Origin of the sequence: Candidatus Pelagibacter sp. Uisw_092 (assembly GCF_047729545.1) — a bacterium.
GTDB lineage: Bacteria > Pseudomonadota > Alphaproteobacteria > Pelagibacterales > Pelagibacteraceae > Pelagibacter.
This window is the reverse complement of record NZ_CP159824.1, coordinates 611,240-625,214: the sequence shown is the minus strand read 5'-3', so window position 1 is coordinate 625,214 and position 13,975 is coordinate 611,240. Positions and strand designations below refer to the sequence as shown.

The 13,975-nt window shown below is 27.1% G+C and carries 18 protein-coding genes; 17 read left to right on the top strand and 1 reads right to left on the bottom strand.

Annotated elements, in window-relative coordinates; all coding sequences use genetic code 11:
• Positions 1 to 4 precede the first annotated feature (4 nt).
• From ABXT63_RS03385 to recO, 7 genes are read left to right on the top strand one after another with little or no spacing between them, the layout of a single operon-like run.
• Positions 5 to 1,762, top strand: coding sequence for a bifunctional (p)ppGpp synthetase/guanosine-3',5'-bis(diphosphate) 3'-pyrophosphohydrolase (locus tag ABXT63_RS03385; RefSeq protein WP_415321855.1), 1,758 nt, complete (start codon positions 5 to 7; stop codon positions 1,760 to 1,762).
• A complete protein-coding gene (pyrE, locus tag ABXT63_RS03380; protein WP_415321853.1) occupies positions 1,719 to 2,306 on the top strand; it encodes an orotate phosphoribosyltransferase in 588 nt (195 codons plus the stop codon). Before ABXT63_RS03385 ends, pyrE begins: the two co-directional genes overlap by 44 nt.
• Positions 2,303 to 3,022, top strand: coding sequence for a pyridoxine 5'-phosphate synthase (locus ABXT63_RS03375; protein WP_415321851.1), 720 nt, complete (start codon positions 2,303 to 2,305; stop codon positions 3,020 to 3,022). The genes pyrE and ABXT63_RS03375 overlap by 4 nt, the downstream gene beginning before the upstream one ends.
• A gap of 2 nt (positions 3,023 to 3,024) precedes the next feature.
• Entirely contained in the window at positions 3,025 to 3,411 is a 387-nt protein-coding gene (acpS, locus tag ABXT63_RS03370) for a holo-ACP synthase (RefSeq protein ID WP_415321849.1), read from the top strand.
• A complete protein-coding gene (gene lepB / locus ABXT63_RS03365; protein WP_415321847.1) occupies positions 3,408 to 4,142 on the top strand; it encodes a signal peptidase I in 735 nt (244 codons plus the stop codon). Before acpS ends, lepB begins: the two co-directional genes overlap by 4 nt.
• Entirely contained in the window at positions 4,142 to 4,810 is a 669-nt protein-coding gene (rnc, locus tag ABXT63_RS03360; protein ID WP_415321845.1) for a ribonuclease III, read from the top strand. The genes lepB and rnc overlap by 1 nt, the downstream gene beginning before the upstream one ends.
• Positions 4,807 to 5,487, top strand: a complete 681-nt coding sequence (gene recO / locus ABXT63_RS03355; protein ID WP_415321843.1) for a DNA repair protein RecO — start codon at positions 4,807 to 4,809, stop codon at positions 5,485 to 5,487. Before rnc ends, recO begins: the two co-directional genes overlap by 4 nt.
• Here the strand turns inward: recO and hemB are convergent, their stop codons facing one another.
• Positions 5,488 to 6,477, bottom strand: coding sequence for a porphobilinogen synthase (gene hemB / locus ABXT63_RS03350; RefSeq protein WP_415321841.1), 990 nt, complete (start codon positions 6,475 to 6,477; stop codon positions 5,488 to 5,490).
• Between the two features lie 73 nt (positions 6,478 to 6,550).
• Here hemB and ABXT63_RS03345 point away from each other — a divergent pair, with 73 nt between their 5' ends.
• Genes ABXT63_RS03345 through thiL form a run of 10 tightly spaced genes read left to right on the top strand, consistent with a single transcriptional unit; the run spans position 6,551 to position 13,906 of the window.
• Positions 6,551 to 7,192 (top strand): aspartyl/asparaginyl beta-hydroxylase domain-containing protein, encoded by a 642-nt coding sequence (locus tag ABXT63_RS03345; RefSeq protein WP_415321839.1) that lies wholly within the window; start codon positions 6,551 to 6,553, stop codon positions 7,190 to 7,192.
• Position 7,193: 1 nt separating this feature from the next.
• Positions 7,194 to 7,619: a ribose 5-phosphate isomerase B gene (rpiB, locus tag ABXT63_RS03340; protein ID WP_415321837.1), complete on the top strand. Its 426-nt coding sequence runs from the start codon at positions 7,194 to 7,196 to the stop codon at positions 7,617 to 7,619.
• Positions 7,620 to 7,621: 2 nt separating this feature from the next.
• Positions 7,622 to 8,932: a serine hydroxymethyltransferase gene (glyA, locus tag ABXT63_RS03335; RefSeq protein ID WP_415321835.1), complete on the top strand. Its 1,311-nt coding sequence runs from the start codon at positions 7,622 to 7,624 to the stop codon at positions 8,930 to 8,932.
• Positions 8,933 to 9,391, top strand: coding sequence for a transcriptional regulator NrdR (gene nrdR, locus ABXT63_RS03330; RefSeq protein WP_169036466.1), 459 nt, complete (start codon positions 8,933 to 8,935; stop codon positions 9,389 to 9,391). It abuts the gene before it with no gap.
• On the top strand, positions 9,372 to 10,478 hold the full coding sequence (gene ribD, locus ABXT63_RS03325; RefSeq protein ID WP_415321833.1) for a bifunctional diaminohydroxyphosphoribosylaminopyrimidine deaminase/5-amino-6-(5-phosphoribosylamino)uracil reductase RibD: 1,107 nt from the start codon (positions 9,372 to 9,374) through the stop codon (positions 10,476 to 10,478). Before nrdR ends, ribD begins: the two co-directional genes overlap by 20 nt.
• Before the next feature lie 2 nt (positions 10,479 to 10,480).
• The gene (locus ABXT63_RS03320; protein WP_415321831.1) at positions 10,481 to 11,074 is read left to right on the top strand and encodes a riboflavin synthase; all 594 of its coding nucleotides are present in this window, start codon (positions 10,481 to 10,483) and stop codon (positions 11,072 to 11,074) included.
• Positions 11,061 to 12,161, top strand: coding sequence for a 3,4-dihydroxy-2-butanone-4-phosphate synthase (gene ribB / locus ABXT63_RS03315; RefSeq protein WP_415321829.1), 1,101 nt, complete (start codon positions 11,061 to 11,063; stop codon positions 12,159 to 12,161). The genes ABXT63_RS03320 and ribB overlap by 14 nt, the downstream gene beginning before the upstream one ends.
• Positions 12,161 to 12,547, top strand: a complete 387-nt coding sequence (ribH, locus tag ABXT63_RS03310; RefSeq protein WP_415321827.1) for a 6,7-dimethyl-8-ribityllumazine synthase — start codon at positions 12,161 to 12,163, stop codon at positions 12,545 to 12,547. Before ribB ends, ribH begins: the two co-directional genes overlap by 1 nt.
• A 2-nt stretch (positions 12,548 to 12,549) precedes the next feature.
• Entirely contained in the window at positions 12,550 to 12,954 is a 405-nt protein-coding gene (locus tag ABXT63_RS03305; RefSeq protein WP_168606233.1) for a transcription antitermination protein NusB, read from the top strand.
• A complete protein-coding gene (gene thiL / locus ABXT63_RS03300) occupies positions 12,947 to 13,906 on the top strand; it encodes a thiamine-phosphate kinase (protein ID WP_415321825.1) in 960 nt (319 codons plus the stop codon). The genes ABXT63_RS03305 and thiL overlap by 8 nt, the downstream gene beginning before the upstream one ends.
• Positions 13,907 to 13,975: the final 69 nt, after the last annotated feature.

Here is a 13,975-nt window from a genome sequence, read left to right as displayed (position 1 = left end):
ACACATGCTTAATTCACAAGAATTAATAAATAAGGTTAAATTATATAATAAATTTTTAAATCCTGATAAATTAAATAAAGCTTATAATTTTGCAATTAAGGCTCATAAAAATCAAAAAAGAGACTTTGGTGATCCTTACTCAAATCACCCAATAGCTGTGGCAAATATATTAACAGAACTAAAGTTAGATAGTGCAACTATAGCAACTGGATTACTACATGATACCATTGAAGATACACACGCTACATACGAAACTATAAAGAATGAGTTTGGCTTAGAAGTTGCTGAATTAGTGGATGGCGTGACAAAGATATCTGTTTTTGAGAATCAGGCCACATCAACTTCAAAAGCTGAAAATTTTAGAAAATTAATTTTAGCTACTTCTAAGGATATTAGAGTGTTACTTGTTAAAATAGCTGATCGATTACATAACATGAGAACAATTGATGCAATTTTAAAAACTGAAAAAAAAGAACGTATTGCAAAAGAGACTATGGAAATCTATGCACCTTTAGCTGATAGAATGGGAATGCACAGAATAAGAGATGAGTTAGAAGATCTGTCTTTTAAAGTTTTAAATAATAATGCAAGAGAACTTATAAAGAAAAGATTGGATGAAATTAAAGATGATAAAGTAAATAGCTTTAATACGATCTCATTACAATTTAGTGGAATATTAAATGAACATAAAATAAATGCAGAAATCATTGGTAGAGAAAAAACACCATTTTCTATTTGGAGAAAAGTACAAAAAAAAAGAATATCTTTAGAACAAATCTCAGATATAATTGGATTTAGAGTAATACTTGATAATATTGAAGATTGTTATAAAGCCCTTGGTATATTCCATAAAGAGTGGAATTGCATACCGGGAAAATTTAAAGATTATATTTCATCTCCTAAAATTAATAAATATCAATCTTTACATACTTCAATAATAGGACCTAATCGAAGACCAATTGAAATACAACTTAGGACAATGCAAATGCACGAATATGCTGAAAGAGGTATTGCTTCTCATTGGAAGTATAAATCTTCTGAAAAATTTAACTCATTAACGTGGAAAGAATATGATTGGCTTGCGGACCTAGTTGAGATTATTGACAAAAATGAAAACCCTGAGCACTCTTATGAATACACCAAGTTGCAAATGTTTCAGGAAAATGTATTCTGTTTTACACCAAAAGGATCTGTAATTAAATTACCAAAAGATGCAACACCGATTGATTTTGCATATGCTGTGCATACAAAAATTGGAAATAACACTATAGGATGTAAGATTAATGGTAACGATAGTGATTTACAAAGCATTCTTTATAACGGAGATGTAGTGGATATTACTACATCTAAAAATAAATCACCTTCTTTACACTGGATACCTATTACAAAAACTGGAAAAGCAAGATCAGCTATTAGAAAATATTGGTATAAAAGAGGAGAGGAGAAGGCTCAAAGGATTAAAAAATATAATACTACTCTATGGATCTCTTTGCCAGATAAGCCTGGAAAATTAGGTGAGATTACTACATTGCTTGGTCAACATAGTTTAAACATCTCTAGTGTTGAAATGAAGGAAAAGTCTAAAGAATATATTAATTTTAAATTTAATTTAATTATAAAAGACTTGAAAAACTTTACAAATTTTATCAGTGAGTTAAAACAAAAAGAGATAAAATTTAAAATCATTAGACATGAGGATAACTGGTTAAAGGAACGTAATGCTTTCACACAAAAAATCTTTAAATATTTTAAAAAAAACTAACGCACTTTTAGAGGGTCATTTTATTCTTTCTTCAGGGTTGCATTCACCTAAATATATTCAGTGTGCTAAACTTTTAAGCTTTCCACATTTAGCTAAGGATATTTGTAATTCATTAGCAAAAAAAATTAAAAAAAAATTTAAATCTATAGATTTGATTTTAGCCCCTGCAATGGGGGGCGTTATTATTGGTTATGAAATTGGTAAACTTCTAAAAAAAGAGACAATATTCTGTGAAAGAGTTAATGGTAAATTTGCCTTAAGACGAGGCTTTCATATAAAAAAAGGATCAAAAGTTTTAATAATTGAAGATGTTATAACAACAGGTAAATCAAGCTTAGAGTGTGTTAAGTTGATTACAAAACCAGGCGCAAAACTTGTTGGTTTTGCCTCAATTATCGATAGATCAACCAAGAATACATTAAAGATAAAAAAAAATATTATTTCACATATGAAGATAAACGTCCCAACATTTAAGAAAAATAATCTACCAGAAAGTCTTAAAAATACTCCAATTACAGTCCCAGGAAGTAGATTTATTAAATGACAAGACTAGGTGTTAATATTGATCATGTTGCTACAGTAAGAAATGCAAGAGGATCGTTCCACCCTGATCCATTTACTATTGCTAAACATGTAACTAAATGTGGGGCACATTCAGTTACTATTCATTTAAGAGAAGACAGAAGACATATAAAAAATACTGATGTTGTTAAAATTTGTAAAAATAAAAAAATAATCACTAATTTGGAAATTTCACTAAACAAAAAAATAATAAATATAGCATTAAAAAATAGACCTAATTTTATTTGTATAGTTCCTGAAAAAAGAAAGGAAGTGACAACGGAAGGTGGATTAAACTTAATTAAAAATAAAAAAAAAATAAAAGCAATAATATCCTTATTTAATAAGAAAAATATTAGAACAAGTTTATTTGTTGACCCATCTTTAAGAGATATAAAAATTGCAAAAGAATTAAATGCTACTTGTGTTGAGCTACATACAGGAAAAATTTCTAATTTAGTAAAAGAAAATAAAAATTATAAAAATGAATATTTAAAAATTAAAAAATGTTCAGAACTTGGTGTTAAACTTGGAATTGAGGTCCATGCAGGCCATGGTCTTGACTATAAAACTACTGCTGTACTAAGTAAAATTAAAGAAATTACAGAATTTAATATTGGTCATTTTATAATTGGTGAGTCACTCATTCATGGTTTAAAAAACACTATTAAGGCATTTAAAAAAATAACCAGTAAATAGATATGAAAATTCTTGGTATCGGTGTCGATATAGTAGAAAATATTAGAATACATAAATCTTTAAAAAATGTTAGTTTTATTAAAAGAGTTTTTTCTAGCTCAGAAATATTGTTAGCCAAAAATATAACAAATAAAAAGTCTTATTATTCTAAAAGATTTGCTGCTAAAGAAGCATTTTCTAAGGCAATTGGGACAGGTTTTAGAGGTAATTTGAATTTTAAAGATATAACCATAACTAACAATAAATTAGGAAAACCCTCATTTGTAGTTACTGATAAAATTAAAAAAATTATTAAAAAGCAATTTAAGATAGCATCCTTTGATTTCTTTCTGTCAATTTCTGATGAAAAAAAATATTCTATAGCCTACGTAATTTTACAAAAAAAATGATAACCAAAAATATTATAATTGATAATGTTAAGACAATTTTTTATGCTTTAGTAATAGCTATTGTTATCAGATCTCTTTTTATTCAACCTTTCTATATTCCATCATCATCAATGGAACCATCACTTTTAATTGGTGATAGATTGTTTGTTACGAAGTATTCTTATGGTTACAGTAAGCATTCTTTCCCTTTTAGTCCACCAATAATAAATGGAAGACTATTTTCTAAGAAACCTAAGGTTGGTGATGTTATTGTTTTTAAAACACCAGCTGATAATAGGACAGATTATATTAAAAGATTAATTGGTCTACCAGGTGATAATATTCAATTCATTAACGGCGATCTATTTGTAAACAATAATCAAATATTTAAATCTAGAATTTCCCAAAATGATAAAATTTATTGTGGAAAACAAACTATAGAAGTTAATACATTTGAGGAAAAACTTCCAAATGGCAAAACACATAATAGTGTATATTTAAAAAGTTATACTTTTCAAAATTCTGATAATTTTATAGTTCCAACTAAACACTATTTTTTTTTAGGTGACAACAGAGACTGCTCTAAAGATAGTAGATACCTGACTAGTGTTGGTTATGTTCATGAAGATAATTTAGTGGGCAAAGCTCAATTTATTTTTTTTTCATCTGATTTTAGAATTGGAAATATTTTTTCTTTTTGGAAATGGCATAAGACAATTAGATTTGACAGGTTTTTTAAGAAAATTATTTAATGAAAATTAATCCCACAACATTAGAAAAGAAATTAAGATTAAAGTTTTCAGATCAAAAAATTTTTATTAAAAGCTTAACGCACAAAAGCTTTGATTCAATAAACAATAATGAAAAAATTGAATTTTTAGGAGATAGAGTTTTAGGTCTTATTATTGCAAAAAAATTATTAGAACTTTATCCAGAAGAAAGAGAAGGGGTGCTAGATAAAAAATTTGCTTCATTAGTAAATAAAAAAAAATGCCTAGAAATTGCTAAAAAAATTGAACTAGAGAAATATATTTTAGTTTTAAACCCTAAGAATAAAAAAATTGAAATTGAAGATAAAATAGTAGCGGACTGTTTAGAGGCTTTAATTGGAGCGATCTATCTTGACAAAGGTCTAAATTTCACTGAAAAATTTATTCTCAATTTATGGAGTGAGCATATTACAGCAAGTGTTGTAACCCAAATTGATGCAAAGACAAAACTTCAAGAATACTCGCTTAAGATTTTTAAAGTCTTGCCTATTTATAAGCTAATATCTAATACTGGGCTTCGACATAAACCACTCTTTAAAGTTTCTGTTAAATTAAAAAATACTAAATTTTTTACTGCAGAGGGATCTTCTAAAAAAGATGCAGAACAGAATGCTGCTTCTTTATGCATTGAGGATGTTTTTAAAAAATGAATTGGGATGATAGCGCTTATTTAGTTTCCAAAAATAGATACAGTGAAAATTCAATAATTGCTGAAGTTTTTACAAAAAACCATGGAAAAATTTCAGGGATAATTTTTGGTGGTACATCAAAGAAAATCAAAAACTATTTACAAATTGGTAATAAAATTTATGTAAACTATAATTCTAAAAGCGTTACTAGAATTGGTTATTTTAAAATAGAAATTCTAAAAGCCTTAACTCCACTATATTTTGACGAAAATCAAAAACTATCATGCATAACCTCAGCAATGCACCTTATAAAACTTCTTACTGCTGAAGCTCAGTCTAATAAAGAAATTTTTAAATTAATTGATAAATTTTTTGAAATATTAACTTACGATAATTGGATACAAAAATATATTTTTTGGGAGTTAGAACTTTTAAAATTATTAGGATATGATTTAGAATTAAAAAATATGGTTGAAAAAGAGATTGTTGATAGTGAAATCAATTATTTCGTTAAATCCTCAACTGAAAAAAAAAGTATTCCAAATTTTTTAATAGATGAAAACAATCTAGATGTTAATTTAAAAAATTTACTCAAAGGTTTAAAACTTGTTAGTGATTACCTTGAAAAAAGTATTCTAAAACCAAATAATCTAAACCTTCCAACTTCTAGGACTCATTTTATTAATCTTTTAAAATAATTATTTGATTAAATCGTTAATTCTATCAGCGTAATAGCTTACTATAGCGTTTGCCCCAGCTCTTTTAAATGAAATCAAACTTTCTAATACTGAGTTTTTATCTATCAGTCCTTTTTTTATACTATTACTTAATAGACAGTATTCACCTGAGACTTGATAGGCTAGAACTGGAATTTTAAAATTATCTTTAACTACTTTAATTATATCTAGATAAGGCATGCCAGGTTTGACCATAACCATATCAGCTCCTTCTTTAATATCTAGAGCCACCTCTCTTATTGCTTCCTCACTGTTTCTAAAGTCCATTTGGTAATTTTTCTTATCACCTTTTAGTAAACCTTTTGAACCAACAGCATCTCTGAATGGACCATAAAAACTTGATGCATATTTTACTGCATAAGAAAGTATCTGAACCATTTCGTGACCTTCTTTATCTAAAGCTTTTCTTATTTTACCAATTCTTCCATCCATCATATCTGATGGAGCTAAAACATCACAACCAATTTCTGCTTGTAACAATGATTGCTTTATCAATACCTCAATAGTTTCGTCATTTAATACATAACCTGATTTTATTAAACCATCATGACCATGAGAAGTATAAGGATCTAAAGCTACATCACACATAATACCAATTTCGTTTTTATATCTTTTTTTAATATATCGAATGGCTTTACAAACAAGATTGTCATCATTTAAAGCTTCAGTTCCAATCTCATTTTTTTTTGTTTTATTTGTATAAGGGAATAATGCAACCATAGGTATTTTATTCTTGATTGCTTTATCAATAATAATTCCAAGTTTATCTATTGTGTACCTATAAACATCAGGCATTGTTTTAATGGATTGTTTTATATTTTTTCCATCAATTAAGAATAAAGGTAATATAAAATCACTAGATGAAAGGCTATTCTCTTGAATTAACCTTCTAGACCAATCATTTTTACGACTGCGTCTAAGCCTTAAATTTGGATAATTTCCTGTAATCATGTTTAAATCTATTTTTAAAATGCGACAAATGTATTATACAAATATATATTAAATTAAGTAAAAAACAATCAACATGAGTATTGAAAATAAAAATATTGTAAACTTAGATCAAAAAAAAGAAGAGAAGATTTTAGATTTTAGTGATTTTCAAAAACAAAATATCAAGTTTGATATTGATAAATTACAAGAAGCCTACAATCAAATTATTCAAACTAAAAAATTTGATGATGGTGGAGGAATTGCCCACTTTGGAGCTATTTCTCTAACACAAATTCCTGGTGACCCAGACTCTGTAAAAGGAAGCAAAGCTAGAGGTGTTTATTGGACAAAACCAGATAAGTCAGGAAAAGAAGTTTCAAGAGATGTTTCAATTGATGAAGCTGCTTATTCAGAATTTATACCTGACTATGAAAACACCTACTTTAAAGAAGTGTTTGATGAGCTTTCTTCAAAATATAAATTAGGGAGAGTTAGGATTTTATTAAAGGAGCCAAGATCAACATTGAGTTGGCATAGAGATCCAGAGCCAAGATTACATATACCAATAATCACTAACCCTGGTGCCATCATGGTAGTAGATCATGTAGCAAGACATATGCCAGCGGATGGTTCTGTTTGGATTACTAATAATACAAAATACCATAATTTTTTTAATGGTGGCGAAGAAAATAGAATTCACTTGGTTGCATGTGTCTTAGATTATAAGTTTAACTAGTGTGAAAAAAATATTTTTATCATCTGATCATGCTGGTTATAAATTAAAAGAAAATATTAAACTTCACCTAGATAAAAAAAAAATTAAATATACAGACTTAGGTCCTTTCAATAGTGATAAAGTTGATTATCCTTATTATGCTCATAAAGTTGCAAGAAAAGTTAAAACTAATAATAACCATGCTGGAATACTAATTTGTGGGTCTGGCATGGGTATGAATATTGCTGCAAATAGGCATAAAAATATACGTGCTGCTCAATGTTTTAATTTAAAATCTACAAAATTATCAAGATTGCATAATGATGCAAATATCATTACATTAGGCTCAAGACTGTTAACAGAAAAAAACGCTTTAAATTGTGTCAGTGTTTTTTTGAATACAAAATTTGAAGGTGGAAGACACTTAAAAAGAATTAAAAAGATTTAATTATGTCAAGTGAGAAAAATTATTTAAACGATCAATATAAAAGCTTTTTTGAGGATGGTTTGTCAAAAGCAGACCCAGAGTTATATAAAGCTATAAGTGATGAATTAAAAAGACAACAACAACACATTGAATTAATAGCATCTGAAAATATAGTTTCACAAGCTGTGTTAGAGGCTCAGGGCTCTGTTTTAACGAACAAATATGCAGAAGGTTATCCTGGTAAAAGATACTATAATGGATGTGAACATGTTGATGTCGCAGAAAATTTAGCTATTGAAAGGTTAAAAAGATTATTTAATTGTAAATTTGCTAATGCTCAACCTCATTCTGGTGCTCAAGCTAACGGAGCTGTATTTTTGGCGCTACTAAATCCGGGCGACACATTTATGGGTATGAGTTTAAATTCTGGTGGACATATTACACATGGATTAAAAATTTCAATGTCAGGTAAATGGTTTAATCCGATAGGTTATGACGTAGATAAAGAATCAGAACTTATAGATTATGACAATGTTGAGAAATTAGCACTAGAACATAAACCTAAACTTATAATTTGTGGAGGAAGTGCCTATTCGAGAGTGATTGATTTTAAGAGGTTTAGAGAAATTGCAGATAAAGTAGGAGCCTATCTTATGGTTGATATGGCTCATTTTTCAGGTTTAGTTGCTGGCAAAGGTTACCCAAATCCCTGTGAGCATGCTCATGTGGTTACTTCAACAACTCATAAAGTTTTTAGAAGTGCAAGAGGGGGAATTATTCTAACAAATAATGAAGAACTTTCAAAAAAATTTAATACAGCGGTATTTCCTGGCTACCAAGGTGGACCATTGATGCATGTTATTGCAGCTAAGGCTGCTGGTTTTTTAGAGGCTCTAAGACCAGATTTTAAAGATTATATAAAATCAGTTTTAGCTAATGCCAAAATCTTATCTGAAACACTTAAGAATAATGGATTCAAAATTTATTCAGGTGGTACTGATACACATTTAATGTTAGTAGATTTGAGACCCTTCAATGTTAAAGGTAATCTAGCAGCAGAGAGTCTTTCTAGAGCAAATATTACTTGTAACAAAAATGGAATACCTTTTGATACTGAAAAACCGATGATCACTTCAGGTATCAGACTTGGAACTCAGGCAGCAACAACAAGAGGCTTTGGTTTAAAGGAGTTTCAAAAAGTTGGAGAATTGATCACAAAAGTAGTAAAAGGTTTATCTGAAAATCCTAATGATAATAGTAAAATTGAGAAAGAAGTTAGAAATGATGTAGTTGAGCTTACATCTTTTTTTCCAATTTATAAAAATTTAAAATAAATGATCTGTTCAATTTGTAAAAAAGGTGAAACTTCAGTAGTAGATTCCAGACCTACAGAAGACGGTACAGCTATAAGAAGAAGAAGATTGTGTGTTTGTGGAGCAAGATTTACGACATTTGAAAGAGTTCAATTTAGAGAAATAATGGTTGTTAAAAAAAATGGAAGAAAGTCATCTTTCGATAGAGATAAACTATCAAAGTCTATTTATATTGCTTTAAAGAAAAGACCTATAGATACAGAAACTGCAGAAAAATTTATAAGTAAAACCTCGAGAGCTCTAGAAGAACTTGGTCAGAGTGAAATTTCATCAAATATTATAGGAACTATGGTCATGGAAGGCTTAAAGGAACTTGACCCTGTTGCTTATGTAAGATTTGCATCTGTTTATAGAAATTTTAGAGAGGAAAAAGATTTTGTGCAATTCGTGGACAAATTAGATGTCTACAAGAAAAGATAAATTTTCCAAAAAAGATAAAACATATATGAAGCTAGCCCTAAGTTTGGCTAGTAGTAGACAAGGTCTTACAGGAGTAAATCCATCTGTTGGTTGTGTGATTGTTAAAAATAATGAAATAATTTCGATAGGCCAGACTAATTATGAAGGCAGACCCCATGCCGAATATAATGCAATCAAAAATTCTAATGTAAATCTAGAAGGTTCCAAAATGTATGTAACACTAGAACCGTGCAATCATTATGGAAAAACTCCTCCTTGTACTAACTTAATAATTAAAAATAAAATAAAAAAAGTTTTTTATTCAGTAGATGATATTGATAAAAAAGTTAAAGGGAAAAGTTTTAAGATTTTAAAATCTGAAAATATTATTGTAAAAAAAGGTTTACTTAAAAAAGATGTAAGTAATTTTTACTCATCTTATTTTTTTAACAGAAAAAATAAATTACCTTTTGTTACTGGTAAGATTGCTACTTCAAAAAATAATCTTATTTATAGTGCAAAAACAAAAAGAATTACTGATAAGTATTCAGATGTTTTCACACACTTTTTAAGGTTTAAAAATGATTCCATAATGATTTCTTACAAAACTTTAAATAAAGATAATCCAAAGTTAAATTGTAGATTAGAAGGTTTAAAAAAGTTTTCACCCAAACGAATAATTTTAGATAATAATTTAAATACAAAAACAAATTCATATATATTTAAAACAGCTGATAAAAATAATACAATCATTTTTTATAATAAAGCTAATAAAAAAAAGATTACTTTATTTAAAAAAAAAGGTGTTCAGTTAATCAAGTCAAATTTAACTAAGATAAAATATTTTGATTTAAAGTTAGTTCTTAAAAAGCTTTACAAAATTGGCATTAGAAATATTTTAATTGAAGGTGGTAATAACTTATCAGGGAGTTTTTTAAAAAATAAACTTCTAAATCAATTCTATTTATTTAAAAGCCCCAAAATTTTGAACAAATCTGCACCTTATAAAGATTTTAATAATGTTAAATACTTGATACATAATTATAGGATTAAATCAAAGATTAATAATAAATTAACCAAAGATACAATAACTTTATATAAAAATTAAATATGTTTAATGGAATAATTTTTAATCAAGGTGTAATTAGAAAAATTACAAAAAGAGATAAAGGTATTAATATTTTTATCAATTCAAATTTAAAAATAACTAAAAAAAATATAGGTATTTCTGTTGGTTGTGACGGTGTTTGTCTAACACTAATATCAATTAAAAATAAATTAATGGAATTTTACTTATCAGATGAAACAATACAGAGATCAAAGTTTAAATTTTTAAAAATTGAAGATAAAATTAACTTAGAACTACCATTAAAATATGGTCAAAAAATATCTGGTCATATATGTCAAGGTCATATTGATACTATCGGTAAAATATTCACAATTAAAAAAATTGATAAATCTTATTTATTTGATTTTGAAATAATAAAAAAAGAAAGAAGAAACCTAATAGAAAAAGCCTCCATTTGTATTAATGGAATTTCTTTAACAATTTCCAAAGTAACCCAAAAAGGATTTCAAGTCTGGGTTATTCCACATACTTTCAAACTTACCAATTTATCTTCATTAAAAAAGAGTAGCTTAGTTAATATAGAGATAGATATCTTATCTAAATACGTTAGAAATTATTTTAATGAAAAAAAATAATTATGCATCAATTGAAAGTATAATTAATATCGCAAAGAAAGGCGGTATGTTCATCTTGGTTGATGATGAGAAAAGAGAAAATGAAGGTGACTTAATTATATCAACCACTGACTCAAATGCTAAAAATATAAATTTTATGGCCAAATATGGTCGTGGATTAATTTGTCTAGCACTAGATAGTGTGCAGGCAAAAAGATTAAATTTATCCTTAATGTCACCAATAAATCAATCAAGGAATAAAACAGCTTTTACAATTTCTATAGAAGCAAAAAAAGGAATAACGACTGGGATTTCAGCAAAAGATAGAGCTAAGACAATTAAAATTGCCTCAAAAAAAAATGTAAATAAAAAAGATATTGTTTCACCTGGCCATGTTTTTCCAATTATTGCAAAAGATGGAGGTGTTTTAGTAAGAGCTGGTCACACAGAAGCCTCGGTGGATATTTCAAAACTTGCAAAAAAAAATAATTCTGCAGTTATTTGTGAAATAATGAACGAAGATGGCACAATGGCCAAAGGTCAAGATTTATTTAATTTTGCTAAAAAACACAATTTAAAGATAGGTAAAATTGAAGACCTTATTGCTTATCGTTTAAAAAAAGAAAAACTAATTAAACTTAAAAAACAATCTGATATTGAAGTTAAAAACCAAAAATATAAAATTAGAATTTATGAAAATCTTTTAGATGGATCTGAGCACTTTGCTCTAATTAAAGGAAATATTAAAAAAAGGATCGTACCAAGAGTTAGAGTAATTTCATCTAACGTAGTTCAAAATTATTTAATTAATCAACAATTACCAAATTCATTTGATAAAACTTTAAATTATTTTAAGAAATTTAATAACTGCGTTTTAGTTTTTATAAAAGATACAAACTTAAAATCAGTTACACAAACACTCAAGGATTATAAGAACAAAGATTTTTATAAAAAAGGAAATGATAAACTTATAAGAAATTATGGTATTGGAGCTCAAATAATTAAAGATTTAAAGATTAAAAATATGATATTAATTACCAAATCTCTTAAAAAAGTTATTGGTTTAGAGGGTTATGATATAAAGATTACTAAACAGGAAATCATTTAATGAAAAAAAAATATTTAATAGTTATTGCAGATTATTATAAAGAGATATCCAAAGGTTTACTTGATAGTGCAAAAGACGTATTACCGAAATCTAGTGTAATAAAAATTATCAATGTCCCAGGTGTTTTTGAAATACCTGTTACTATTTCAAAGAATATAAAAAAGTATGATGCTTTTTTAGCTCTTGGTTGTGTTATTAAAGGCCAAACACCTCATTTTGACTTTATTTCTCATTCTTCAACTGATGCAATAATGAAACTATCTGTAGACAATAAAAAACCCATTGGTAATGGAATTATTACCTGTCTCAATATGCGTCAAGCTATAGCCAGGAAGAAAAAGGGAAGAGAAGCGGCTCAAGCTGTAATATCTGTCCTTTCTCAATAACAATGAGAACTCCATATAATCCAAATCAAAGTCCAAGGGTCATAATTATTCAAAAATTATACGGTAATTTTTTTAATGATGATACAGATCTAACTTTTCCCAAACATAGATTTAAAAAATTCATTAAAGATGTTGTTTTAGGAACTATTGAGAGAGATGAAGTTATTAAAGAAGAGGTTAAAAAATATTTAAGTGAAGACTTGCAGTTAACTAATTTAGACCAGGTTTTTCAAGTGATAGTAAAGTCTGCTATATTTGAGTTTTTATATAAACCCAAAGTTTCTACTAAAATAATTATTAAAGAATATCTTGATGCATCAAACTTCTTTTTAGAAGATGGTCAAACTAAATATTTAAATGCAATATTAGACAAAATAGCGAAAAAAATAAGAACCACTAATGCATGAATTTGAATTAATAAAAAATTATTTTCAAAAACTTTCTAAAAAGTCACCAAGTGCTCTAAATTTAAATGATGACGTTTTTTTTGATAAAAAAAATAGATTAGCTGTATCAGTCGATACATACATAGAAGGCAATCATTTTATAGACTTTAAAAGACCTGAGCTTGTTATTAAAAAAATAGTTAGATCATCAATTTCAGATCTTATATGCAAAGGTATTAAACCAAAATATTATTTTATTTCAGGTTCTGGTAATAAAAAAAGTTTTTCTAAATTAAATTTATCAAAAATTAGCAAATCTCTTAATCAAGAACAAAATAAATATGAAATATTTTTAAGCGGTGGAGATACAGTTTTTTCTAACAAGTTAAGTTTCACAATTACATCAATAGGTTTTACTAATAATATTGTTTATAGGAACAAAGCTAAAATTAATGATGATATATATGTTTCTGGAAACTTAGGAGATAGCTATTTAGGTCTATTAGTTCTAAAAAATAAAATTAAGCTTAATTCAAGATTAAAAAAATACTTTACTAATCAATATTTTATGCCAAATATTCAATTAAAATTAATTGATCAAATTAAAAAATTTGCCAACACTTCAATTGATATCTCTGATGGACTATTAGCAGACCTTGATAAAATGATTAATAATCAGAAATTATCTTATAAAATTTTTTTAAAAGATATCCCAATTTCAAGTAATCTAAAAAAGTTACTTACTCTTAAAAAATTACCTAAAATTAATTACATTTCCAACGGTGATGATTATCAGGTCTTATTTACAGCTTCTAAAAATAAGATGAGAATCATAAGAAAAATAGCTTCTAATTGTAAAGTTAGGCTTACAAAAATAGGCTCAATTCAAAGTCATGCTGAAAAATCAATCATTATTGATGATAAAAATATGAAAATTACCCTTAAAAACAAAGGTTATCTTCATAAGTTTTAAAAAGTTAAATATTGCCTTTTATTGCTTTTTTTGTATTGTCCGGACTTTAAACAATAAAATTTAACAACC